This window comes from Rhodanobacter lycopersici, assembly GCF_040812335.1.
GTDB classification, from domain to species: domain Bacteria; phylum Pseudomonadota; class Gammaproteobacteria; order Xanthomonadales; family Rhodanobacteraceae; genus Rhodanobacter_A; species Rhodanobacter_A lycopersici.
Genome location: NZ_JBFOHK010000005.1, coordinates 133755 through 157315 on the forward strand (window position 1 = coordinate 133755; position 23561 = coordinate 157315).

The 23561-nt window shown below is 69.7% G+C and carries 23 protein-coding genes; 19 read left to right on the forward strand and 4 right to left on the reverse strand.

The window, feature by feature from the left end; genetic code table 11:
* Window positions 1-94 precede the first annotated feature (94 nt).
* Together ABQJ54_RS16670 and ABQJ54_RS16675 are read left to right on the forward strand one after the other, a co-directional pair.
* Window positions 95-1111, forward strand: a complete 1017-nt coding sequence (locus ABQJ54_RS16670) for a TraB/GumN family protein (protein ID WP_367855450.1) — start codon at window positions 95-97, stop codon at window positions 1109-1111.
* A 149-nt stretch (window positions 1112-1260) separates the two neighbouring features.
* Window positions 1261-2361 (forward strand): TraB/GumN family protein, encoded by a 1101-nt coding sequence (locus ABQJ54_RS16675; RefSeq protein ID WP_367855451.1) that lies wholly within the window; start codon window positions 1261-1263, stop codon window positions 2359-2361.
* Window positions 2362-2560: 199 nt separating this feature from the next.
* On the opposite strand, the gene ABQJ54_RS16680 is transcribed toward ABQJ54_RS16675, so the two are convergent.
* From ABQJ54_RS16680 to ABQJ54_RS16690, 3 genes are all read right to left on the reverse strand, one after another.
* Entirely contained in the window at window positions 2561-3508 is a 948-nt protein-coding gene (locus ABQJ54_RS16680) for an aldo/keto reductase (RefSeq protein ID WP_367855452.1), read from the reverse strand.
* A 46-nt stretch (window positions 3509-3554) separates the two neighbouring features.
* Window positions 3555-3869, reverse strand: a complete 315-nt coding sequence (locus ABQJ54_RS16685; protein WP_367855453.1) for a hypothetical protein — start codon at window positions 3867-3869, stop codon at window positions 3555-3557.
* Window positions 3870-4048: 179 nt separating this feature from the next.
* Window positions 4049-4258, reverse strand: a complete 210-nt coding sequence (locus ABQJ54_RS16690; RefSeq protein WP_367855454.1) for a hypothetical protein — start codon at window positions 4256-4258, stop codon at window positions 4049-4051.
* Window positions 4259-4361: 103 nt separating this feature from the next.
* On the opposite strand from ABQJ54_RS16690, the gene ABQJ54_RS16695 reads away from it, so the two are divergent.
* The 5 genes from ABQJ54_RS16695 to ABQJ54_RS16715 all read left to right on the forward strand — a co-directional run bounded on the left by ABQJ54_RS16695 (window position 4362) and on the right by ABQJ54_RS16715 (window position 8395).
* The gene (locus ABQJ54_RS16695; protein ID WP_367855455.1) at window positions 4362-5282 is read left to right on the forward strand and encodes a LysR substrate-binding domain-containing protein; all 921 of its coding nucleotides are present in this window, start codon (window positions 4362-4364) and stop codon (window positions 5280-5282) included.
* A gap of 85 nt (window positions 5283-5367) precedes the next feature.
* Complete coding sequence (locus ABQJ54_RS16700) at window positions 5368-6030, forward strand: NYN domain-containing protein (RefSeq protein ID WP_367855456.1); 663 nt, start codon at window positions 5368-5370, stop codon at window positions 6028-6030.
* A 78-nt stretch (window positions 6031-6108) separates the two neighbouring features.
* A complete protein-coding gene (locus tag ABQJ54_RS16705; RefSeq protein ID WP_437343368.1) occupies window positions 6109-6978 on the forward strand; it encodes a class I SAM-dependent methyltransferase in 870 nt (289 codons plus the stop codon).
* Between the two features lie 25 nt (window positions 6979-7003).
* Window positions 7004-7537 (forward strand): pseudouridine synthase, encoded by a 534-nt coding sequence (locus ABQJ54_RS16710; RefSeq protein ID WP_367855457.1) that lies wholly within the window; start codon window positions 7004-7006, stop codon window positions 7535-7537.
* A gap of 111 nt (window positions 7538-7648) precedes the next feature.
* Window positions 7649-8395, forward strand: coding sequence for a class I SAM-dependent methyltransferase (locus ABQJ54_RS16715; protein WP_367855458.1), 747 nt, complete (start codon window positions 7649-7651; stop codon window positions 8393-8395).
* Between the two features lie 302 nt (window positions 8396-8697).
* On the opposite strand, the gene ABQJ54_RS16720 is transcribed toward ABQJ54_RS16715, so the two are convergent.
* On the reverse strand, window positions 8698-9495 hold the full coding sequence (locus tag ABQJ54_RS16720) for a TatD family hydrolase (protein WP_367855459.1): 798 nt from the start codon (window positions 9493-9495) through the stop codon (window positions 8698-8700).
* Window positions 9496-9694: 199 nt separating this feature from the next.
* Here ABQJ54_RS16720 and gspE point away from each other — a divergent pair, with 199 nt between their 5' ends.
* The 12 genes from gspE (at window position 9695) to hrpB (ending at window position 23532) form a co-directional block, all read left to right on the forward strand.
* Window positions 9695-11428: a type II secretion system ATPase GspE gene (gene gspE, locus ABQJ54_RS16725; RefSeq protein WP_367855460.1), complete on the forward strand. Its 1734-nt coding sequence runs from the start codon at window positions 9695-9697 to the stop codon at window positions 11426-11428.
* Between the two features lie 318 nt (window positions 11429-11746).
* Window positions 11747-12964 (forward strand): type II secretion system inner membrane protein GspF, encoded by a 1218-nt coding sequence (gspF, locus tag ABQJ54_RS16730; protein ID WP_367855461.1) that lies wholly within the window; start codon window positions 11747-11749, stop codon window positions 12962-12964.
* A 43-nt stretch (window positions 12965-13007) separates the two neighbouring features.
* Window positions 13008-13433, forward strand: coding sequence for a type II secretion system major pseudopilin GspG (gspG, locus tag ABQJ54_RS16735; RefSeq protein ID WP_367855462.1), 426 nt, complete (start codon window positions 13008-13010; stop codon window positions 13431-13433).
* Between the two features lie 10 nt (window positions 13434-13443).
* The gene (locus tag ABQJ54_RS16740; RefSeq protein WP_437343372.1) at window positions 13444-13947 is read left to right on the forward strand and encodes a GspH/FimT family pseudopilin; all 504 of its coding nucleotides are present in this window, start codon (window positions 13444-13446) and stop codon (window positions 13945-13947) included.
* Window positions 13944-14348 (forward strand): prepilin-type N-terminal cleavage/methylation domain-containing protein, encoded by a 405-nt coding sequence (locus ABQJ54_RS16745; protein WP_367855463.1) that lies wholly within the window; start codon window positions 13944-13946, stop codon window positions 14346-14348. Before ABQJ54_RS16740 ends, ABQJ54_RS16745 begins: the two co-directional genes overlap by 4 nt.
* Window positions 14345-15016, forward strand: a complete 672-nt coding sequence (locus tag ABQJ54_RS16750; RefSeq protein ID WP_367855464.1) for a prepilin-type N-terminal cleavage/methylation domain-containing protein — start codon at window positions 14345-14347, stop codon at window positions 15014-15016. Before ABQJ54_RS16745 ends, ABQJ54_RS16750 begins: the two co-directional genes overlap by 4 nt.
* Window positions 15013-15870 carry a type II secretion system minor pseudopilin gene (locus tag ABQJ54_RS16755; RefSeq protein ID WP_367855465.1) on the forward strand — a complete coding sequence of 286 codons (858 nt, stop codon included), beginning with the start codon at window positions 15013-15015 and terminating at the stop codon, window positions 15868-15870. Before ABQJ54_RS16750 ends, ABQJ54_RS16755 begins: the two co-directional genes overlap by 4 nt.
* On the forward strand, window positions 15867-17033 hold the full coding sequence (locus ABQJ54_RS16760) for a PilN domain-containing protein (protein ID WP_367855466.1): 1167 nt from the start codon (window positions 15867-15869) through the stop codon (window positions 17031-17033). Before ABQJ54_RS16755 ends, ABQJ54_RS16760 begins: the two co-directional genes overlap by 4 nt.
* Window positions 17030-17698, forward strand: coding sequence for a type II secretion system protein GspM (gene gspM, locus ABQJ54_RS16765; RefSeq protein ID WP_367855467.1), 669 nt, complete (start codon window positions 17030-17032; stop codon window positions 17696-17698). The genes ABQJ54_RS16760 and gspM overlap by 4 nt, the downstream gene beginning before the upstream one ends.
* Complete coding sequence (locus ABQJ54_RS16770; protein WP_367855468.1) at window positions 17695-18405, forward strand: type II secretion system protein, XpsN-like; 711 nt, start codon at window positions 17695-17697, stop codon at window positions 18403-18405. Before gspM ends, ABQJ54_RS16770 begins: the two co-directional genes overlap by 4 nt.
* Before the next feature lie 3 nt (window positions 18406-18408).
* Window positions 18409-20844, forward strand: a complete 2436-nt coding sequence (gspD, locus tag ABQJ54_RS16775) for a type II secretion system secretin GspD (protein WP_367855469.1) — start codon at window positions 18409-18411, stop codon at window positions 20842-20844.
* 39 nt (window positions 20845-20883) lie between these two features.
* The gene (gene hrpB, locus ABQJ54_RS16780; RefSeq protein ID WP_367855470.1) at window positions 20884-23532 is read left to right on the forward strand and encodes an ATP-dependent helicase HrpB; all 2649 of its coding nucleotides are present in this window, start codon (window positions 20884-20886) and stop codon (window positions 23530-23532) included.
* The last annotated feature ends 29 nt before the right edge of the window (window positions 23533-23561 follow it).

Below are 23561 nucleotides of genomic sequence, written 5' to 3' on the forward strand. Positions count from 1 at the left end.
GGAGCGGGCTGCCTGGCGAGCTGCCTTCGGGGTGGCTCGAAATCCCGCGACATCCATCAGTCGTCCTGGAGGTTCCCGAGAGGAAGTGGAGCGCATGATCCGGGTACTTTGGCTACCGTTGCTGCTTTGCGTTTCGACCGGGCAGGTGTGTGCGCAGACGGCGCCCGCGCGCGCATCCACGGCTGCCGTCACGCTGGCCCCGGTCACCGTCACCGGGGTGGGGGCCGGCCCCGGCCTGTGGAAGGTGAGCAGGGGCAGGCACGTGTTGTGGGTGCTGGGCACGCTGACGCCGCTGCCCAGGCGCATGCAGTGGCGCTCGACCCGGGTGGAGCAGGCGCTGGCGCAGTCGCAGGAACTGCTCGAAGTGCCATCGGCCAGGCTCAGGATGGACACCAGCGCGTTCGGCAAACTGCTGCTGTTGCCGTCCGCGTATGCCGCGCGCAGGAATCCCGACGATGCCACCTTGCAACAGTTGCTGTCGCCGACGGCTTATGCGCGCTGGCAGGCGCTGCAGCGCCAGTATGGGGTGCGCGGCTGGGGCAGCGCGCACTGGCGGCCGATCGTGGCTGCGCTCGAGCTTTACAGGGCGGCGCTGGCGCGGGGCGGGCTGACCGACTCGGATGAGGTGGCGCCTGCCGTTGAAAAGCTGGCCCGGCGGCATGGAGTGAAGCGCACGCCGGTCGAATACCAACTGGTGATCGCGCATCCGCGCGACGCGGTGGAGACCATCCGGGAAACCCGGCAGCAGGATATCGATTGCCTGCAACAGACCATGGACATGGCGGCGCGTGGCATGGACGACCTGGGGGAGCGCGCCAACGCCTGGTCCAGCGGCGATGTCGCCGCCCTGCGCAGCACGTCGCCGGAAGCCAGCCATGCTGCATGCGTGGTCACCGCGATGAATGCCGATTTCGCGCGGCAGCTGGGCCTGCGCGATCTTCCCGCACTGATCGACGCCACCTGGCTGGACGCCGCGCGGCAGGCGCTGGCGCGCAATGCGACCACCTTCGCCCTGCTGCCGATGGACAAGCTGCTGTCGCCCGACGGCCCGCTGGCACGGCTCGAGGCGGAAGGCTACGCCGTGCAGTCGCCGGACGAAGCCGATCCGTAAGATTCACTATCTCCACGGGCCCGGCGCGGGCCAACTTGATCGAACATGCCCTTTCAAGCGCCGTTGTCCCGTTGCAGCGAACATCGTGCGCCTGGCGCGGTCACAGCGCTGACGCCGGATACCCGATATGGCCAACGAGGATGAACCTGATGCGCCCCTGGATCGTGCTGTTGTGCCTGGTGCTGGTCGTGCCGGCCGCGTTTGCCGCGCCGATGCAGACGCCGCCATCGGCAACCACGACGGCGACCCCACCAGTGCCAAGCGACGTGCCGTTGCTGGCACCGGTGGTGGTGAGCGGTGTGGTGTCGGGGCCGGGGTTGTGGAAGGTCAGCAAGGGCGATCACGTGCTGTGGGTGCTGGGCACCCTGTCGCCGCTGCCGGGACATATCCAGTGGGAGTCGCACGAGGTGGAGCAGGTGCTTGCGCAGTCGAAGCAGGTGCTGCTGGAGCCGAAGATCAGGCTGAAGGCGGACATCGGCTTCTTCGGCAAGCTCTTCCTGCTGCCCTCGGCCTACGGTGCGCGCAAGAACCCCGACGGCAAGACGCTGGACCAGGTGATGGATCCATCCACCTACCAGCGCTGGTTGGCGTTGAAACAGAAGTACATCGGCGATGATCGCGGCATCGAGCGCTGGCGGCCGTTGTTCGCGGCGCAGGAGCTGTACAGGAAGGCGCTGAAGGCGAACGGCCTGAGCAACGACGGCGGCGTGTCGGGCGCAGTGGCCGCGCTGGCGAAAAGCGATGGTGTGCCGGAGACGCCGGTGGAGTATCGCGTGGAGATCCAGCACCCGCGCGACGCGCTCAAGGCGTTCAAGGCGGCTGCGCCCAGTGACATGGAGTGCTTCAGCCGCACGCTGGACAGCATCGAGCACGACCTGCCGGCGATGACCGCGCGCGCCAACGCCTGGGCCACCGGCGACCTGGGGGCGCTGCGCCAGCTGCCCGACAGCCATCGCCGTGATGCCTGCGTCACCGCGATCACCAGCGCCGGCTTCGCCCGCCAGCTCGGCCTCGACGATGTGCCAGCGCAACTGGAGGCCGTGTGGCTGGCTGCGGCGCGCAAGGCGCTGACGGACAATGCCAGCAGTTTTGCCTTGCTGCCGATGGGCGAACTGCTTTCGCCCACCGGCTATCTCGCCAGACTCGCGGCGCAGGGCTACACGGTAGAGGCGCCGATCGGGCTGGATGCGGAGCCGGCCACCGCAGGCAGCGCCGCGCCGGCACCGGCCGGTTCGGCTGCTGCGCATTGAGGCCGCGGGATGCGGCGACTGCCTTGGGATGCACCTGTCCGTGCGAAGCCCGATCGTGGTCGACGCGACCTGAACGTTTCAGCGGGCGAATCCGGACATTGCCGGGTTGCCCTCACCCCGGGACCAGCTTCCAGCCAACAGGCGTCCGCGGCAAGCCCGGGCCGCGGGACCGGGTCGATGCGATGCCGCGGCTGGCGGGTCAGGCCGCGCTGGCGCGGTCCAACGCGGCGATCTCGTCGGCGCCCAGGGTGAGCTGGAGTGCGCCCAGCAGCTCCTGCAGTTGCGGCACGCTGGTGGCGCTGGCGATCGGCGCGGTGACGGATGGGCGGGCGATCAGCCAGGCCAGCGCCACCTGGGCGGGCGTGGCCTTGTGCGCGGTGGCCACTTCATCCAGCGCGGCGAGCACGCCCAGCCCGTGCGGGTTGAGGAAGCGCCGCGCCGCGCCGCCGCGCGCGTTGCTCTTGGCGAGGTCGGCCACGCTGCGGTACTTGCCGGATAGGAAGCCGCTGGCCAGCGCGTAGTAGCAGACCACGCCCAGGCTTTCCTCGCGCACCAGCGGTTCGAGTTCTCTCTCGTAGCCGGCGCGCGCGACGAGGTTGTACTCCGGCTGCAGGCATTCGTAGCGCGGCAGGCCGTGCTCCCGCGACAGCGCCAGTGCGTCGGCGATGCGGTCGGCGTTGAAGTTGGAGGCACCGATGGCGCGCACCTTGCCCTCCGCGATCAGCCGCGCGAATTCGCCCAGCGTCTCGTGCATCGGCACGCTGGCGTCGTCCTGGTGCGCAAAGTAGAGGTCGATGCGGTCGGTCTGCAGGCGCTGGAGCGAAGCTTCCACCGCCGCGCGGATGTTGACCGGCGACAGACCGGGATGCTCGGCCCACTTCGCTACCTTGGTGGCGAGCAACACGCGGTCGCGCTTGCCGCTCTTCTTCAGCCATTTGCCGATGATGGTTTCCGACTCACCGCCGGCATTGCCCGGCACCCACGCCGAATAGACGTCCGCGGTGTCGACCAGGTTGCCACCGCCGTCGACGAAGGCGTCGAGCAGTTCGAACGAGCGCGCCTCGTCGGCGCTCCAGCCGAACACGTTGCCGCCGAAGACGAGCGGGGCGATGGAAAGCGGCGAGCGGCCGAGCGGTCGATATGGCATGGATGTCTCCTGTTGCGGATGCGACCGGCGCGCCACGAGCGCCGATTCAGCCGGAATTTTCGAAAGCAGTCACGACGAAATGCTGGACCAGCGGCTCAAACTCCAGCAGATAGTCCTGGTCTTCGGGGTAATACCTGGCCTTGAGCAAGTCGTCCCCGGCGAAATCGCGGATGCTCTCCGCCGAATCCCAGTGCGTCACGGTCAGGAAGTGCGTGACCTCGCCCTCGTCCCGTCGAAGCACGGCGACATGCCGATTGCCGGGGATGGAACGGTAGTCCGGAATGGCGCGCTGCTCAAGGAATCCCGCGTAGGCATCGGCCTTGGAGCGCGGCGTGATCCCGTGCCATATGCGACAGATCATGGGCTTCTCCTTTCAGTCCGGCGCGGCTTGAGGGCGGCGCGGTCCGCATCGCCGCCCGCACGACTGCCGATCGGACCGGTCTGCGGTCCGATCGGCAGCGGCTCGGCTTGCAGTGTCGATCCGGGCATGCCGCCTTCCAGTCGACCCGGGCCCGGTACGGACGTGCACCGGGCGCGCGCTCAGGGCGAGTTGATGAGGAAAAGGTAGCGCGAAGCGCCAGCGGCGGCACGCCACGAGCTGCGCCGGGCGGCGGCATCCGGGGCGGTCAGTTGCCGGAGTGCGCCGTGCAGGGGTAATGGACGCGGATCGTCGCGGGTCAGTTGGCGGGCGAGTTCGGGGGAATGCACATGGCCGTGCTGCAGCAGCAGGCCGATGAAGGGCGAGCGCATGGTGAATTCCTTGCAAGTGGGGGTGGGGACAGGTGCAAGGTAAGACGTGGCACGGCGCCGAAAAAGCGATATCTTCGCAAGCCTGACTTGAGGATCGTTCAAGATGACGCGGCTATCGCTGGACCTGCTGCAGCAGTTCGTGCTGGTCGCCCGCCACGGCAAGCTGTCGCGTGCAGCGGAGCAGGCCCATCTCACGGTGAGCGCGCTCAGCCACCAGATGCGCCAGCTGGAAGAGCGGCTGGGCCGGCGCCTGCTGGAGCGCGGCCCGCGCGGCGTGAGCCTCACCGTGGAAGGCTGCCGCCTGTTCGAGGCGGTGGGCGCGCACTTCGACGGCATCGAGCACGCGCTGATGCGTTATCGCGAATACCGTCACGACGCGCTCACCCTCAGCGCCAGCCCCGGCATCATGTCCAGCTGGCTGGTGCCGCGCCTGCCGCAGTTGGTGGCGGCGCACCCGGAGCTGGAGCTCAACCTGCAGTCCAGCTCGGCGCTGGTGGAGTTCGAGCGCGAGCCGGTGGATTGCGCCTTGCGCTACGGGCGCGGCCAGTGGGAAGGCCTGCACTGCGACCGTCTGTTCGGCGAGTGGATCGCGCCGGTGGCGGCGCCGGAGCTGGTGGCGCGGATGGGCGAGGCCAGCCACGACGACCTCAGCGACTGGCCGCTGCTGGGCGATCCGAATCCGGCCGACCGCTGGCGCGACTGGTTCCAGCGCTTCGGCGGCAGGCTGCCCGCGCGCCGCGTGGCGAACTTCGACAGCATCGATGCGGCGCGCCATGCGGCACTGGAAGGTCTCGGCGTGGGACTGGGGCGCATGGTGACCTCGAAATCGCTGATCGATGCCGGGCGGCTGGTGGTGCTGGGTCACCATTACCTGCCGGTGCCGGAGGCGTACTGGCTGGTGTATCCGCCACGCTCGCAGGAGCACCGCGGCCTGCAGACCTTCCGCGCGTGGCTGCTGGCCGAGGCGGACGACTACTGCCGGCGGCTGCCGATGAAGGCGCACGAAGCCGCACTGGAAGATTGACGGGCCGCGGATCGCCTAAAATCGCCGCGACCGGCCAGTATGGGCCGGCCGCTATCCGATATCGCGACACTCATGAGGATTTCCTATGCAACGCACCGCCATCCTCGTCGACGGCGCCTTCTTCCTTGCCCGCTACCGCAAGGTGTGGGGCGAGCGCGACGCCAACGACGCGCGCACCGTGGCCAAGACCGTGTTCGGCATGGCGCTGGAACACCTGAAGGCGTTGGATCGTCCGCGCGAATCGCTGTACCGCATCTTCTTCTACGACTGCCCGCCGCTGGACAAGGCCTTCGTGCGCCCGGTGAGCGGCGACACCGTGGATTTCGGCCGCAGCGGCGCCGCCGCGTTCCGCCGCGAGCTGCACGAGCAGTTGCGCCGCCAGCGCAAGATGGCGCTGCGGCTGGGCCGGCTCGCCGAACGCGGCGAGTGGAAGCTGAAGCACCAGGCCGTGCAGCAGCTGCGCGACGGCTCGCTGCATTCGGACGACCTGGGCGACGAGCATTTCGAGCCGGACATGCGCCAGACCCAGGTGGACATGAAGATCGGCATCGACATCGCCGCACTGGCCTACAAGCAGCAGGTGGACCAGATCGTGTTGGTGGCGGGCGATGCGGATTTCATTCCCGCCGCCAAGCTGGCGCGGCGCGAAGGCATCGACTTCATCCTCGACCCGATGTGGCAGGGCATCGCCTCGGACCTGCACGAGCACATCGACGGTTTGCAGTCGGTGTGCCCGCGGCCGTTCTGAGGTGGCCCGGGCCGTCGATCACTCTGCACACATCATCGCGCATACTGGGCGGGCAGCTTCCATCCTCAGGAGCCATCCATGAAACATTCGCTGATCTTCGCGGCCGGTGCGGCACTGCTGCTGACCATGGGCGTGGCGACGAGTGCGCCCGCCCAGGCGCAAGGGGCGACGCCGCATCAACCGGCGGGCAAGCTGCTGCCGCCGGGCAGCGCCAGCCAGCTCGACGCAGCCATCGCCGGCAACTGGCGCGCGCCGGCGAACCGCGCGCGCGACGTCTACCGCCATCCCAAGGCCACGTTGCAGTTCTTCGGCGTGCGACCGGACCAGACGGTGGTCGAGATCATCCCGGGCGGCGGCTGGTACAGCGAGATCCTGGCGCCGCTGCTGCGCGACGACGGCCACTACATCGCCGCCGTGGAAGCGCCGGCCGGCGGCGAGGCGAAGCGCGACGACGAGGCGCTGCGCAGGAAATTCGCCGCCGATCCGGCCGAATACGGCAAGGCCCGCATCGTCGAGTTCGATCCGAAGGCGCCGGTATTCGGGCCACCGGGTTCGGCCGATCGGGTGCTGACGTTCCGCAACGTGCACAACTGGGCGGAAGCCGGTACCGCAGCGGCAATGTTCAAGGCGTTCTTCGCCGTGCTCCGCCCGGGCGGCGTGCTCGGCGTGACCGACCATCGCGCCGCGCCGGGCGCCACCCTGGAAGCGGTGGAATCCAGCGGCTACCTGCCCACGGACTACGTGATCAAGCTCGCCACCGACGCCGGTTTCAAGCTCGTCGGCCAGAGCGAGATCAACGCCAACCCGAAGGACGACAGGGACCATCCGAAGGGCGTATGGACGCTGCCGCCCACGCTGGCGCTGGGCGGCAAGGATCGGGCGAAGTACCTGGCCATCGGCGAATCGGACCGCATGACGCTGCGCTTCGTGAAACCCGCCGACCGCTGAGTCACGTGCCGCGCGTGCCATCGCCATGCTGATCGCGCTCAACAAGCCGTATGGCGTTTTGTGCCAGTTCACCAGCGACGACGGCCGGCCCACGCTGGCCGACTACGTGCGGCAGAAGGGCGTCTATGCGGCCGGCCGGCTGGATCACGACAGCGAAGGCCTGCTGCTGCTCACCGACGACGGTCGCCTCGCACACCGCCTCACCGACCCGCGCCACAAGCAGCCCAAGACCTATCTGGTGCAGGTGGATGGGGCGATCGACGACGCAGCCATCGCCGCCCTGCGCCGCGGCGTGGTGCTGAACGACGGCCCCACCTTGCCCGCGCCTGCCGAACATGCGGACGAGCCGGACTGGCTGTGGCCGCGCGACCCGCCGGTGCGCTTCCGCAAGGCCATTCCCACCAGCTGGCTCACGCTCACCCTGCGCGAAGGGCGCAACCGCCAGGTCCGGCGCATGACGGCGGCGGCGGGCTTTCCCACGCTGCGGCTGATCCGCCTGTGCATCGGCGAGCATGCGCTGGATGGCCTCGCGCCGGGCGAGACGCGCGTGATCGGTTGAAGAGTGCGGCCATGGATGGCCGCCCGTTTGATCCTCGCGATCAGGGACGATCGCAGAAATCATGCATTGAGGCGCGATAATCGCGGAACCCGTCCCCACGGAGCCTGCCGCATGGAGTTCAAGGATCACTTCTCCGGTCACGCCGCGTTGTACCGCGACGCCCGTCCGCTGCCGCCCGCCGACTGGTTCGACTGGCTGGCGCAACAGGCGCCGGACCGCGCACTGGCCTGGGACGCGGGTTGCGGCAACGGCCAGGCCAGCCTCGGCCTCGCCGCGCATTTCGAGCGCGTGGTCGCCACCGATCCCAGCGCCACCCAGATCGAGCAGGCCGCGGCGCATCCGCGCATCGACTACCGCGTGGAGCCAGCCGAACGCGGCACCCTCGCCGCGGGCAGCGCGAGCCTGATCGGCGTGTCGCAGGCGCTGCACTGGTTCGACCTCGACGTCTTCCATGCCGAAGTGCGCCGCGTGGCGAAGCCGGGCGCGCTGCTGGCGATCTCCGCCTACGGCAACTGCAGCGTGGGCCGCGAGGTGGATGCCGTGGAGCGCCGCCTCTACGCCGACACGCTGGGGCCGGACTGGCCACCCGAACGCGCGCTGGTGGATGCCGGCTACCGCGGGCTGCCGTTCCCGTTCGCGCCGGTGGAGGCGCCCACTTTCATGATGCGCGCGGACTGGAACCTCGCCCAGTTCCTTGCCTACCTGCGCTCGTGGTCGGCCACGCAGCGGCATGCGAAGCGCACCGGCAATGATGCGATCGAGGCGGTGACGCCCGATCTTGCCGCGGCCTGGGGCGACTCCGCTGCGGTGCGCGCCGTGCGCTGGCCGTTCGTGACGCTGGTGGGCCGCGTGGACTGACGTTCGCCCGCGCGCGTCGACGCAAACCGCGACAGCCGCGCGCACATCGGAATAGGCTTTGCGGATTCTTCGCCGGGCGTCTTCTGCATGATCAAGCCAGCCTTTCCCGATGGCCACTTCTACTCACCAGTGGTCAACCCGGACGAGGCGATCGACGACCGCGCCATGCTGTGGGAAGCGGAACGCCCGATGCGCGGTATCGATCTCGATCCGGCCGGGCACGAACATCTGCTGCGCTCGGCGACTTTCTCGGCGAGCATCCGCGCCACGGCGGCAGCCTGTGGCTGCGCCGCACCGGCTGATCAGTCGGCGCGCGGCAGGCCGAAGAACGCCTCGGCCGTCGCCGTGCTGTTCGCTGCGGTGACGTCGGCCGGTTCGCCGCGATCGCGCGCGATCTCCTCGCAGATGTGCCGCAGGTACATCGGCTCGTTGCGCCGGTGCGAAGGCTGCGGGCGCACCGTGCGCGGCAGCAGGTAGGGCGCGTCGGTCTCGATCATCAGGCGATTGGCGGGAATCTCGCGCACGAACTCGCGCAGGTGGCTGCCGCGGCGCTCGTCGCAGATCCAGCCGGTGATGCCGACATGGCAGTCCAGCGCGAGGTAATCGCACAGCGCCTCGCGGCTGTCGGTGAAGCAGTGCACCACCGCGGCCGGCACCTTGTCGCGCCAGCGCCGGAGCAGGGCGACGAAATCCCCGTGGGCGTCGCGTTGGTGCAGGAACAGCGGCTTGCCCAGTTCCGCCGCGATCGCCAGTTGCCGTTCGAACGCGTGCAGTTGCACGTCGCGCGGCGAGTAGTTGCGGTTGTAGTCCAGCCCGGTCTCGCCCAGCGCGCGCACCGCAGGATCCTGCGCAAGCTCGCGCAGCCGTGCATCGGTGGCGTCGTCGTAGTCCACGGCGTGGTGCGGATGCACGCCGGCCGTGGCCCACAACACGCCGGGATGTGCGCGTGCCAGCGCCAGCGCGTGCTCGCTGCCTTCGCGCGAGGCCCCGGTGACGATCATCCGGCCCACGCCATGTTCCTGCGCGCGCTGCAGTACGGCGTCGAAGTCATGGCGGAAGGATTCGTGGCCGAGATTGGCGCCGATGTCGACGAGTTGCATGGGGAACCCGCTGAAAAGCGCCATTGTCCCAGACTGGCGCAGGGCGGCAAACCGGCGGATCGGCGCGGGCTCCGGGACGCCGGGCTCGCCAGCCGTTCCGTCGATGTGCTACCTATGCGCGTTCGCCGTGCAGCTTCGGGGGGAGGGCGCGGTCGGGTGCAATCTACTTGGCGGTCGTGATTCACGAGTGGGGTGACGTATGTCGGCAGTCGTGCAGCCGGCGCGGGACGAGGGAGCGGCGACGGTGGACGGACGCGAAGCTGCGGTGTGCGCGCTGCTGGTGGCGCGTGGGCGGCTGAAGGACGGCGACCTGGTGCGGGCCCGACGGCTGCATGAGGAGGCGTCCGAGGGCACGCTCACCGCGCTGCTGGCGCGGTTGGGCCTGGTCAACGAGCGCGAACTGGCCGAGGCCTGGTCCGAATTGCTCGGCGTGCCGATGCTGGCCGCGCGCGAAGCGCCGGAACTGGCGCCGCCCGATCTCGAGCTCTCGTTGCGCTTCCTCAAGCAGCAGCATGTGGTGCCGGTGAGTGACGGCGGGCACGGGCTGGCATTGGTGATGGCCGATCCCGCCGACCCGTACCCGTTGCAGGCGGTGACGCTGGCGGCAGGCCGTCCGGTGGCGCTGCGCATCGGCCTGCGCTCGGAAATCGACGACCTGATCGAACGCTATTACGGCAGCGGCCGTTCCGCGATGGGCACCATCGTGGAGAACATCGACGGCGGCGCCAGCGAAGTGGACGACGTGGAGCACCTGCGCGACCTCGCCAGCGAAGCGCCGGTGATCCGCCTGGTCAACCTGATCCTGCAGCGTGCCGTCGAGCAGCGCGCGTCCGACGTGCATATCGAGCCGTTCGAGAACCGGCTCAAGGTGCGCTACCGCATCGACGGCGTGCTGCACGAGGTGGAGGCGCCGCCGGCCTCGTCCACCGCGGCGGTGATCTCGCGCGTGAAGATCATGGCCAAGCTCAACATCGCCGAACGCCGGTTGCCGCAGGATGGCCGCATCCAGCTGCGCGTGCAGGGCAAGGAACTGGATCTGCGCGTGTCCACCGTGCCGACCAGCTTCGGCGAGTCGGTGGTGATGCGCATCCTCGACCGCGAGTCGGTGGTGTTCGACTTCGCCACGCTGGGCTTCACCGACAGCTTCCAGTCGCGCTTCGTCGAGGTGCTGCAGCGCCCGCACGGCATCCTGCTGGTGACCGGCCCCACCGGCTCGGGCAAGACCACCACGCTGTATACCGCGCTGTCGAAGATCAACACGCCCGACGTGAAGATCATCACCGTCGAGGACCCGGTCGAATACCAGATCGAGGGTATCAACCAGATCCAGGCCAAGCCGCAGATCGGGCTGGATTTCGCGGCGGCCCTGCGCTCCATCGTGCGCCAGGATCCGGACGTCATCATGATCGGCGAAATGCGCGACCTGGAGACCTGCCGCATCGCGATCCAGTCCGCGCTCACCGGCCACCTGGTGCTCTCCACGCTGCACACCAACAGCGCATCCGGCGGCATCACCCGCCTGCTCGACATGGGTGTGGAGGATTACCTGCTCGGCTCTACCGTCAATGGCATCCTCGCGCAGCGCCTGGTGCGTCGGCTCGATCCGGCGACGGCGGTTCCCTACGAGCCCCCGCCCGAGGTGGTCGCGCAGTTCGAGCTGGAGAAATACGCGGGCGGAAAACCCGTGCGGCTGTGGAAGCCCGGCACCAGCGCCGCCAATCCCAGCGGCTACCGCGGCCGCCAGGCGATCATGGAATTCCTGGTGATGAGCGACCCGCTGCGCCGCCTGGTGATGCAGCGCGCCGACGCCGGCGAGATCGAGCGACAGGCCCGCGCCGAAGGCATGCGCACCATGTACGAGGACGGCATCGCCAAGTCGCTCGCCGGCGTCACCACGCTGGAGGAGGTGCTGCGTGTCACGCAGGAAGGTTGACCCGCTCTTCCCCTCACCACGAGGAACAACCCCCTCTCCCCTTTGGGGAGAGGGCTGGGGTGAGGGGCGGGGGCTTGCCGTAAGGCGGCATGTTCAAAACAGCTTCATGGCAAGAGTGGCCCCTCACCCCAACCCGTTGCTAGGCTCGTTCCTCGCCAAGCAACCCCCGGCCCTCGCGCCAGCGCTCGGGCGCTCAGCCATGCGCGGGCCAGTGGCCCGCAAGCAGCATGGCTTCGCCCCCAAAGGGGAGAGGGGGCAAACGTGCCGTGCGGGTTCGCCCCGGCTCGAGTTTGGCCTGGCTCGGGGGCATCGAGTCCCATGAGCCAGTTCCGCTACAAGGCCATCAGCGAGGCCGGCGAACTGCTGCAGGGCCAGATGGAGGCGACCAGCCTCGACGAGGTGATCGCGCGGCTGCAGGACCAGGGCCACACGCCGCTGGAGGCGCAGCCGGCCGATGTGATGGGTGGCGGCTCCGGCCTTGCCGCGCTGTTCAAGCGCGGTCCGTTCACGGGCGACCAGCTGGCGCAGTTCACGCACCAGCTGGCGACCCTGCTCGGCGCGGGCCAGCCGCTGGATCGCGCGTTGGGCATCCTGATGGACCTGCCCGAGGGCGAGCGCGCGAAGAGGCTGATCGAGCGCGTACGCGACCGCGTGCGCGGCGGCACGCCGCTGTCGCAGGCGCTGGACGAGGAACACGGCGTGTTCCCGAAGCTGTACATCGCACTGGTGCGCGCGGGCGAGGCGGGCGGTTCGCTGGAGGAGACGCTGCGCCGGCTCGCCGACTACCTCGAACGCTCGCAACAATTGCGCGGCAGCATCATCAACTCGCTGATCTACCCGGCCTTCCTGCTGGTGGGCGTGCTGGGTTCGCTGGTGCTGCTGCTGGCCTACGTGGTACCGCAATTCGTGCCGATCTTCGAAGACATGCAGGTGCCGTTGCCGTGGATCACCAGGGCGGTGCTGGTGCTGGGACAGACCTTGCAGTCGTGGTGGTGGCTGATCCTGCTGCTGGTGGTCGGCGGCGTGTTCATGCTGCGCGTGCGCCTGCGCGATCCGGCGACACGGCTGGCCTGGGATGCCCGCGTGCTGCGCATGCGCGTGGCCGGCCCGCTGCTGCTCAAGGTGCAGACCGCGCGCATCGCCCGCACCCTGGGCACGCTGCTGAAGAACGGCGTGCCGTTGCTGAGCGCGCTGTCCATCGCGTGCCAGGTCACTGCCAACCGCGCGCTGGAGGCGGCGCTGCTGCAGGCGCACGAGCAGGTGAAGGAAGGCTCCGGGCTCAGCTTCGCGCTGGGGCAGTCGAAGGTATTCCCGCGCCTGGCGCTGCAGATGGTGCAGGTGGGCGAGGAGGCCGGCGAGCTGGACGGCATGCTGCTCAAGGTGGCCGACACCTTCGAGCTGGAAAGCCGCCGCTCGATCGACCGCCTGCTTGCCGCGCTGGTGCCCGCGCTCACCGTGGTGATGACCGTGCTGGTGGGTTTCATCATGGCGGCGATCCTGCTGCCGCTGCTCAGCCTCACCAGCAACATCCAGTAGCGCGCGATTCCCGATTCCGACAACGACGCCACGAGGTCACTCCATGCAGTACAGACATATCCGCCCCCGTCGCCGCATGAGCGGCTTCACCCTGCTGGAAATGCTCGCGGTGATCGCCTTGATCGGCATCGTGGCCACCGTGGTGGTGGCCAATGTCAGCAACAATCTGGACAAGGGCAAGTACGGCGCGGGCAAGGCGCAGCTCACCACGCTCAGCCAGAAGATCGAGAACTACGCGCTGGACAACGGCACGCCGCCGCAGCAACTGGAAGACCTGGTGACCAAGCCCGCGAACGCGCCGAACTGGCAGGGCCCGTATGCGAAGGAATCCGAACTGGAGGATCCCTGGCACCATCCCTTCGGCTACAAGTACCCCGGCGACCACGGCAATTTCGACCTGATCTTCTACGGCCGCGACGGCAAGCCCGGCGGCGACGGCTACGACAAGGACGTGGGCAACTGGCAGTAGAACCGTGTACCTGGGCCCGTCACGCGTATCCCGGCTTCTTCCTGCGCAGGCGAGGGGAGGGCGTCGACGCGTCCGCGGCTTCACCCTGCTGGAAATGCTGGTGGTGATCCTGCTGATCGGCATCGCGGCGGCAGCGGTGGCGGTGTCGGTGACCCAGGGGCTGGCCAGCGCGCGCATCAATGCGGCGAGCGGCGAGATCGCCGCCGCGCTGCGCGCCACCCGCGCGCAGGCGATCGTGCAGGGCAAGGAGCAGCATTTCGACGTGGATGTCCGCAGCGACACGTACAGCGACGCGAAGCGCAAAGACGTGCGCCTGCCCGAGGGCCTGAAACTTTCCGTCACCAGTGCGCTGGAAGACCGCCCGGACGCGCACACCGGGCGCATCCGCTTTTTTCCCGACGGCAGTTCCACCGGCGGCCACATCATCCTGCAGAGCGGCCGGCGCCAGTGGCGCATCAATGTGTCGTGGCTCACCGGGCAGGTGGCCGTGGTGGACCAGGTGGCGGCGCGATGAAACGCCAGCGCGGCTTCAGCCTGCTCGAAGTGATCGCCGCCATGCTGCTGCTGGCGATCGCTTTCGCCGCGCTGATGAAGGTGGCCGGCGGCGCGATCACGCTGTCGCGCAACGCGGCGGCGCACGACGAGGCGGCGCTGTGGGCGCGCAGCCTGCTGGACAGCGCCTTCGTCACCGAACCGGTGGCACCGGGCAGCAGCAGCGGCCGCTTCAATGACCACTACCGCTGGACGCTGGACGTGACGCCATGGCAGGTCCCCGGTGCGCAAGCCGGTGGCGCCACGCTGCAGTTGTACCGGCTGGATCTGGCGGTGCGGTGGGGCAGCGCCGTACATCCGCAGGTGGCGCACTTCGACACGCTGCGGCTGGGCCGGCCGCAGGTGGCGGCCGGTGCGCCATGAAACGCCAGCACGGCTTCACCCTGCTGGAAGTGCTGGGCGCGCTGGCCCTGCTGGCGTTGCTGCTGGTGGGCGTGTATGCCGGTGTGCGCAGCGCGATCCACGGTGTGCGCTCGGGCAGCGCGGCGATCGCGCGGGTCGACCAGATCGGTTCGGCGCAGCGTTTCCTGCGCAGCGAGCTCGCCCAGGTGCTGGCGCAGCCGATCGCCCGCGACGACAACGGCCGGCCGGTCTTCTTCACGGGCAGCGAGCACGAAATGCGCTACGTGGCGCCCTTGCCGGGCTACCTCGGCAAGCTGGGGCCGCAATTGCAGGAGTTGAAACTGGTCGACGACGGCAAGGGGGCGCAGCGGCTCGAGTTGAGCCTGGCGCTGCTGCCGCCGGATGGCCAGCCGCCGAAGCCGCTGGGCGAACCGCAGGTGTTGCTCGACCACATCAAGAGCGGCTGCTTCAGCTACCGCGGCCGCGACGCGCAGAACCACGAGCTGCCGTGGAGCGAGGACTGGGCGGATGGCAGCCGCCTGCCGCAGCTGGTGCGCATCCGGCTGCAGGCGCAGGGTGGTTACGGCTGGCCGGAACTGGACGTGCCGCTGCGGGTCGATGCCTCGGCCGCGGTGGGGCGGGTCGGCCTGCTGCCGGGCAGCATGATGCCGCTGGGAGGAGGGCGATGAGGCGGTTTTCGCGGCAACGCGGCGTGGCCCTGCTGCTGGTGCTGTGGGCCTGCACCCTGCTGGCGATCCTGCTCGGTGGCTATGCCGTGCTGGCGCGTACCGCGGCGCTGCAGACACGCTACCAGTTCGCGCAGACGCAGGCCCATTACGCCGCCGAGGCGGGCGTGATGCGCGCGATCTACAGCCTGCAGGACCCGGATGCCAAGCAGCACTGGGCCGGCGACGGCCGCGTCTATCCGTTCCGTTTCGATGGCGCCACGGTGCAGGTCTCGATGGTCGACGAGGGCGGCAAGGTCGACCTCAATGCCGCCACGCCCGTGGTGTTGCAGGCCCTGTTCCGCGCCGCGGGACTGGACACGGCCGCGGCCGGCCAGCTCGCCGCCAGCGTGGTGGACTGGCGCAGCTTCGTCACCGCACCGGGCCAGGTGGAGCGGGGGCGCGCCGCCTATGCGGCGGCCGGCCGCGATTACGGCCCGCGCCATGGCCCGTTCGCGAGCCTCGAGGAATTGCAGCAGGTGCTGGGCATGACGCCGGCGCTGTACCAGCAGCTGGAACCGGCCATCACGATCTGGTCCGGGCGCACCATACCCGACCCGAACACTGCGCCGCCGCTGGCGCTGGCGGCAATTCCCGGGCTCGATCCGCAGCAGCTGCAGGCCATACAGGCGGCGAGGCAGCGAAACGCCATGGCCGGCACCCCCACGAGCGCCGGAATCACGCATAGTATCCGTTCGCAGGCCGAGCTGGCCGACGGAACGCGCGCGGTGATCCGCGCCACGATCCGCTTCCAGTCGGGCGGGATGGGCGCGCAGCCGTACTCGGTGCTGCGCTGGCAGGAGGGTGACGCGGAATGAGTGCTGCAACGCCGACGCTGCGGCCACTGCTGGAACGTGCGCGCCAGGGTTGGCGCGCCTCGCCGCTGCCGGGTTTTTTCGCCTGGTGGGGCGGCGAACTGCGTGCGCTGCTGCCGCCGCGCTGGCGTGCCGTGCTGGCCGATGGTGCCGGCTGGCATCTGCAGCAGCAGGCCGATGGCGACTGGCGGCTGCGCCGCGCCGGCCACGCCGAACCGCTGGCGCGCTGGAGCGACAGCCTGGACGCCGCCGCGCAGCAGGCCGCATTGGCTGCCGCCTGGCAGGGCACGGACCCCGAGGATCGCCGCCTCGCGCTGCTGCTGCCGGCCCATGCCGTGCTGCGCCGCGTGCTGCAATTGCCGTTGGCCGCACGCGGCAAGCTGCACCAGGTGGCGGGCTACGAGATGGATCGGCAGACCCCGTTCAATGCCACTCAGGTGTATTACGCGGTACGCGAACTGGCGCAGGCCGCCGCCGCCGGGCGCTGCGCGGTGGAACTGCTGGTGGTGCGACGCGACACGCTCGATCCGTTGCTGGCCCACCTCAGGGCGTTGGGCATCACGGTCGACGCGGTGGATCTGCCGCAGGGCGCGGGCCGCCTCGGCATCGACCTGCTGCCGCCGGAGCAGGCGTCGCATCACGCGCGGCCGCGGCTGCGCCTGAACCTCGCGCTGGCCGCGGCCTGCGTGCTGCTGGCCTTCCTGGCGATGGGCAGCTGGTTGCACAACCGCGAGGACGCGCTGGCGCAGATGCAGGCGCAGGTGGACGCGATGCACGGCGAGGCGCAGCAGGTGGCAAGCCTGCGCAAGCAGCTGCAGGACGATGCCGGTGCGGCCGGCTTCCTGGTGCAGCGCAAGGCGCAGCGCGCCACGGTGCTCGGCGTGCTGCTCGACCTCACCAGGCGTTTGCCGCCCAGCGCGTGGCTGGAGCGCTTCAGCCTCGATGACAGCGGCCAGATCGGCTTCCAGGGCCAGAGCCCGCAGGCGGCGAAGCTGCTCGACCTGCTCAAGGGCTCGCCGCTGATCGACAACGCGAACTTCCAGGGCAGCATCCAGTCCGATCCGTCCACCGGCAAGGAGCGTTTCTACATGGTGGCGCAGTTGCACAAGCCGGCGCCGGAGCATGCCGGCGCCGGCCAGCCTGCTGCTGGCGGAAGCGTGCCATGAAGGCGCTGAAGCTCACGCCGCGCGACAGCCGCATCGCGGCGATCGGCCTGTTGCTGCTGGCGCTGCTGCTGGCCTACTTCCTGTTGCTGCACTGGTGGTTCGTGGCGCCACTGCGTGGCATCGCCGCGCAGATGGACGATCTGCGCGATACCCAGAGCCGCTACGCCGCGGCGATCGCCGAGAAGCCGCAACTGGAACGGCGCATCGCCGCGCTGGGCGCCGGCCAGGCCGCCAGCAACGCGTTCCTGCCCGAGGACGATCCGAACACCGCCACCGCCGACCTGATGCAGCGCGTGGTGGACGCGGTGGCCGCGCACCCCGCGGGCGGCAGCTGCACGGTGACGCAGAAGATGCCGGTGCCCAATCCGCCAACGGCCGCGGGCGAGCCGTACCGCAAGGCGGCGGTGAGCATCAACCTGAGTTGCGACGTCGAACCGCTGGTGGGCGTGCTGCAGGCGCTGGAGCAGGGCACGCCCTATCTGTTCGTGGACAACCTCAACATCTACCGCAATCCGGTGGTGGCGCAGCAGGGCAACGGGCCGCCGCTGGAAGTGCAGTTCACCCTGTCCGGCTACGTGCATCCGGTGAACGGCGCTACACCTGCCACCGCAGCCTCGGCGCCCGCGTCCGGCGACGCTGCGGACATGCCGGGAGCGACGCCATGAACGCCGCCAGCCAACGCCGGCTGACCCCGATCCTGGTGATCGTCGCGCTGCTGCTGGGCGCGCTGTGGTTGTCGCTGCTGGCCGGATTCGGCCGCGGCGTGCACTGGGATGCGCCGCGCGCCACGGCTTTGCCGCCCGCGGCCGGCAAGCACGCCAGCCTGCCGCCGCCGCTGCCGCTGGCGGAGTTCGCGCCGGTTTGGCAGCAGTCGCTGTTCAGCCCCGATCGCAAGCCCGAAGCGCACGCCGCCAGCGGCGGCAGCAGTCTCGGCGACCTCAGGCTGACCGGCATCATCCTCACCCCGCAACTGCACATGGCACTGCTGCAGGACAAGAGCAGCAACAGGGAACTCCGCCTGCGCGAAGGGCAGTCGCTACCCGACGGCAGCCTGAGCCTGGTCGAGGTCAGGCCGCGCTCGGTGATCCTCGATTCCGCGCAGGGCCGTACCGAATTGAAGCTGCCGGCCGGCGCGCCGATCGATGCCGCGAAGGCCGCGTCGGCAAATGCCGCAGAGCCTCCGGCTGCGATGCAGGGCGACATCGAGGGCACCGCCACCGTGCAGCGGGTGCCGTCGCTGAGTCAGGACGCGCCACGCCAGGCGCCACCCCAATACAGTCCGCAGCAACTCGATCGTCTGCGCAAGCTCAAGGCCGCGATCCTGCAACGTCGTGCCGCCAGCCAGGCCGCGAACCCCGAAGGAGTTCACTGATCCATGTCCCACCAGCACACCTCCGCGCGCTTGCGGCCGCCAGCCCGCCTTCGATCCGGCCTGCCGCGCGCTGTCGCGCTGGCGGCACTGACCCTGCTGGCCGGCTGCTCCAGCCTGCCGCGGCAACCGGACGACGCCTCGCTGCAGCGCGAGGCCATGGCCGGCACCCACGCGCCGGTGCCGGCGCCGCTGCCGCTCGACAACGACCAGACCGGCACCACGAATGCCGCCGTGCTGCCGCAGATCAGCCGCGGCAGCGGCCAGTTCGTGCGGCCCACGGTACTGGCCAGGCCGCGGCCGGCGGTGACCGGGCCGAACGGGGTCACCTTCAACTTCGAGAACCAGCCGGTGCAGGCGGTGGTCAAGGCGATCCTGGGCGACCTGCTGAAAAAGAACTACACCATCGTGCCCGGCGTGCAGGGCAACATCTCCTTCTCCACCGCCGAACCGGTGGATGCCAGCCAGGCGTTGCCGATCCTGGAGACCTTGCTGTCATGGACCAACAACGCGCTGGTGGAGCGCGGCGGCAGCTACGTGGTGCTGCCGGCGAAGGAGGCGGTGGGCGGCAACCTGGTGCCCAATCTCGGCGCAGCGGCACCCGCGGGCGGCCTGCAGGCGCGGCTGTTCCCGCTGCACTACATCGCCGCTGCGGAGATGCAGAAGCTGATCAAGCCGTTTGCGCGGCCGGATGCGGTGCTGCTGGCCGATTCCGCCCGCAACCTGCTGGTGCTGTCCGGCACGCCGGAGGAGCTGGCCAACTACCAGCGCACCGTGAGCACCTTCGACGTGGACTGGCTGCGCGGCATGTCGGTGGGCGTGTTCAACCTGCAGAACGCCGACGTGGAACAGCTGATGCCCAAGCTGGACGAGATGTTCGGCGCTAAGGGCGATACGCCGCTGGCCGGCATGGTGCGCTTCATCCCGATCAAGCGCACCAACGCGCTGGTGGTGATCAGCACGCAGCCGAACTATGTGGACGAGGTGGGCGACTGGATCGCCCGCATCGACCAGGGCGGCGGCAACCAGCCGCAGCTCTACGTGTACAACGTGCGCAACATGAAGGCGTCGGATCTGGCCAAGTATCTGGCGCAGATCTACGCCGGCGGCGCAAACAACGGCTCCGGCGGCGGCGAGGTGGGGCCGGGCCTCACCGGCGGCACGCTGGGCAGTGCGGACAATGCGCGCGGCTCGGCCAGCGGCATGGGCAGCACGGCGGGCAGCTTCGGCAGCAGCAATACCGCGACCGGCAGCCAAGGCGGCTTGAGCGGAATGGGTGGCAACAGCACCGGGGGACTCGGCGGCTTCGGCAGCAACAATGGCAGCAGTGGTGGAGCGGGTGGCCTGTCCGGCAGTGCCGCCTCGTCCACCAGCTTCGGCAATTCCAATGCCGCCAGCCAGGATCAGCAGTACACGTCGCAGGACGGTAGCATCCACATCGGCTCGGTGGATTCCAACAACCAGTTGCTGGTGCGCGCGCGGCCCTCGCAGTGGGCCGAGATCGAGTCGGCGATCAAGCGGCTGGACAACGTGCCGCTGCAGGTGCAGATCGAGACGAGGATTCTCGAGGTCGACCTCACCGGCCAGTTCCAGTTCGGCGTGCAATGGTACCTGCAGGGCCTGGCCGACAGCACGCCCACGGGCACCGGTTTCAACAACAACGGCGCCACCAGCATCTATCCGGGCGCGCATCGCCAGATCGCGCTGGGCCAGGGCACCAACGGGTATGGCGGCCAGCCTTTCTACTATTCCTTCCTCAGCAGCAATGGCAAGTTCCAGGTGGCGATCAACGCGCTGGAGCAGAGCGGCAACACCAAGACGCTGTCGGCGCCGTCGCTGGTGGTGCTCAACAACCAGGTCGCGCACATCCAGGTGGGCAACCAGATCCCGGTCAACCAGACCTCCTTCGTCGCCGGCCTGACCACCGGCACGGGCAGCGCCGCCACGGCCAGCAACGTCACCTACCTGCCCACCGGCGTGATCCTCAACGTGCAGCCGCGGGTCAATCCCGGCGGGCTGGTCTACCTCGACATCGACCAGCAGGTCAGCTCCACCCAGGGCGCTGCAAATGCGCAGGGCAACTACACCATCGCGCAGCGCGAGATCGGCACCCAGGTGGCCGTGCAGAGCGGCCAGACCGTGCTGCTCGGCGGCCTGATCCAGGACGAGCAGGACAACACCGACACCGGCATCCCCTGGCTCAACCGCATCCCGATCCTGGGGCGCCTGTTCGGCAGCACCAGCCGCAGCCGCAACCGCACCGAACTGATCGTGCTGATCACCCCGCGCGTGATCCGCAACAGCGAGGAGGCCCGCCAGATCACCGACGACTACCAGCAGGGCTTCGAATCGCTGAAGCCGCTGCAGGCGGAGCGGGCGGCGAAGGGAGTGACCGTGCCGGCACCGGCGAATGCGACGCAGACGGCACCGTTGCAGCATTGAGCCAGGCAGGCTCATGGCAGCCGGTATCATCGGCGCGCCATGAGTTCCGCCGCGCCGACCTTCCCGATCACCCCACTCCTTCCCGACATCCGCGCGTCGCTCGCCGCGACGCCGCGGCTGGTGCTGGAGGCGCCGCCCGGCGCGGGCAAGACCACCCAGGTGCCGTTGGCCCTGCTTGATGCGCCGTGGCTGGACGGCAGGAAGATCGTGGTGCTGGAGCCGCGTCGCATCGCCGCGCGCGCCGCCGCGCAATTCATGGCGCGCCAACTGGGTGATGAGGTTGGGCAGACGGTGGGCTACCGCATCCGCTTCGAGTCGAAAGTGGGCGCGGCCACGCGCATCGAGGTGGTCACCGAAGGCATCCTCACCCGCCTGATCCAGGACGATCCCGAGCTGGCCGGCATCGGCGCGATCCTGTTCGACGAATTCCACGAGCGCCATCTCGCCGGCGATCTCGGCGCTGCGCTGGCGCTGGACGTGCAGGCCACGCTGCGGCCGGAGCTGCGCCTCGTGGTGATGTCCGCCACGCTGGAGGGCGAACGCATCGCGCGCTGGCTGGATGCGCCGCGGCTCACGAGTCCCGGCCGCAGTTTCCCGGTGCGCGTCGAGCATCCGCCGGCGCGGACGCAGGAAAGCGTGGAACATCATCTTGCCCGTGTGGCGCGGCAGGCGCTGGCGGAGAACGATGGCGACGTGCTGGCTTTCCTGCCGGGGCGGCGCGAGATCGCGCGGACGCAAGCGATGCTCGAAGAAACCGTTGCGCGCGACGGGGGGCCTTTGCTCCCCTCTCCCTCCGGGAGAGGGATTGGGGGAGAGGGTACGGGCGAAGCGGGACGCCGCGCTTCGCCCGTACCCTCTCCCGCCCCTGTCGGGGCACCCTCTCCCGGAAGGAGAGGGGAAAGCACGCGTATCGAGATCGTGCCGCTGCACGGTGAACTGTCGCTGGCCGAGCAGCAGTCGGCGCTGTCGCCGGCCGAGCCAGGCACGCGCCGCATCGTGCTGGCGACCAACGTCGCCGAATCCAGCGTCACCCTGCCGGGCATCCGCGCGGTGATCGACGCGGGTCTCGCACGCGAGCCGCGCTTCGATCCGAATTCCGGTTTCACGCGGCTGGAAACCGTGGCCATCTCGCAGGCCTCGGCCGACCAGCGCGCGGGCCGTGCGGGTCGCGTGGCCGAAGGCACGGCCTACCGGCTGTGGCCGCAGAGCAAGCGGCTCGATCCCGCGCGCACGGCGGAGATCGCGCAGGCGGAATTGTCCGGCCTCGCACTGGAGCTGGCGGCCTGGGGTATCACGGCGAGCAGCAGCGACACCCTGCGCTGGCTGGATGCGCCGCCGTCCGGCGCGCTGGCGCAGGCGCGCGGGCTGCTTGCGAATCTTGGCGCGCTGGACGGTGACAGCCGCATCGCCGCGCTGGGCCGGCGCATGCTGGAACTGGGCGCCACGCCGCGGCTCGGTGCCGCCGCGCTGCGCGCGCCGGAAAACCTGCGGCCGCTGGTGGCCGACCTGCTGGCGTTGATGGAGGCGCGCTCGCCGCTGCGCGGCGAGCAGGGGCGCAGCGACGACTTCCGCGTACGCGTGGCTGCGTTGCATGCCTGGCGCGACCGCCGCAGCCATGGCGCCGATGCCGGCGCGCTGGCGGCGATCGAGCAAGCCTCGAAAGGCTGGCGCCGTCGCCTCGACGTGCGCAGCGCCGCCAGCGGCACGCCGGACAGCCATGCGGTGGGCGATCTGCTGCTGCACGCCTTCCCCGACCGCATCGCGCGCCGCGACGAGGCCAATCCCCTGCGCTACACGCTGGCCAACGGCCGCGGCGCTCGCCTGCACGAAAACACCGCGCTGCTGGGCGAGCCGTGGCTGGTGGCGCTGGACCTGCGCTTCGAGGCGCGCGACAGCCTGATCCTCGCCGCTGCGCCGTTCGATCCGCGCACGCTGGAACGCGACTACCCGCAGTGCTTCGTGCGCGAACGCGCGCTGCGCTGGAACGATGCACGCGATGCGGTGGAGGCGTTCGAGGAATACCGCTACGCCGCGATCGTGCTGGAACGCCGCAGCGTGCCGGTGCAGCCGGAGGACGCGCTGCCCGCGCTGCTGGCAGCGATCCGCAGCAAGGGACTGGATGCGCTGCCGTGGAGCGAACACGCGGGCCGCCTGCGCCTGCGCATGCAGGCCTTGCGCGGCTGGATGCCGGAACTGGGCCTGCCCGACGTCTCCGACGGACACCTGCTCGCCACGCTGGAGGACTGGCTGGCGCCGTACCTGCATGCCAAGCGCCGGCTCGACGCGCTGACGGCAGAGGAGCTGTCACAGGCGCTGTCGGCCATGCTCGACCATCCGCAGCGCCAGGCGCTGGACGCGCAGGCGCCCGATGCGCTGCCGGTGCCCAGCGGGCAGATGCGCCGGCTGGAATACGCGCCGGACGCGCCGCCAGTGCTGGCGGTGAAGCTGCAGGAGCTGTTCGGCCTCGCCGACACCCCGCGTGTGGGCGGCGGCCGCGTGCCGGTGACCCTGCACCTGCTGTCGCCGGCCGGCCGGCCGATCCAGGTCACCCAGGACTTGCGCGGTTTCTGGGAGCGCACCTATCCCGAGGTGAGGAAGGAGCTGAAGGGACGCTACCCGAAACACCCGTGGCCCGACGATCCGTGGACCGCCACGCCCACGCACCGGGCCAAGCCGCGCGGCACCTGATGCCGCACATCGCGACCGTCGACTCCCTT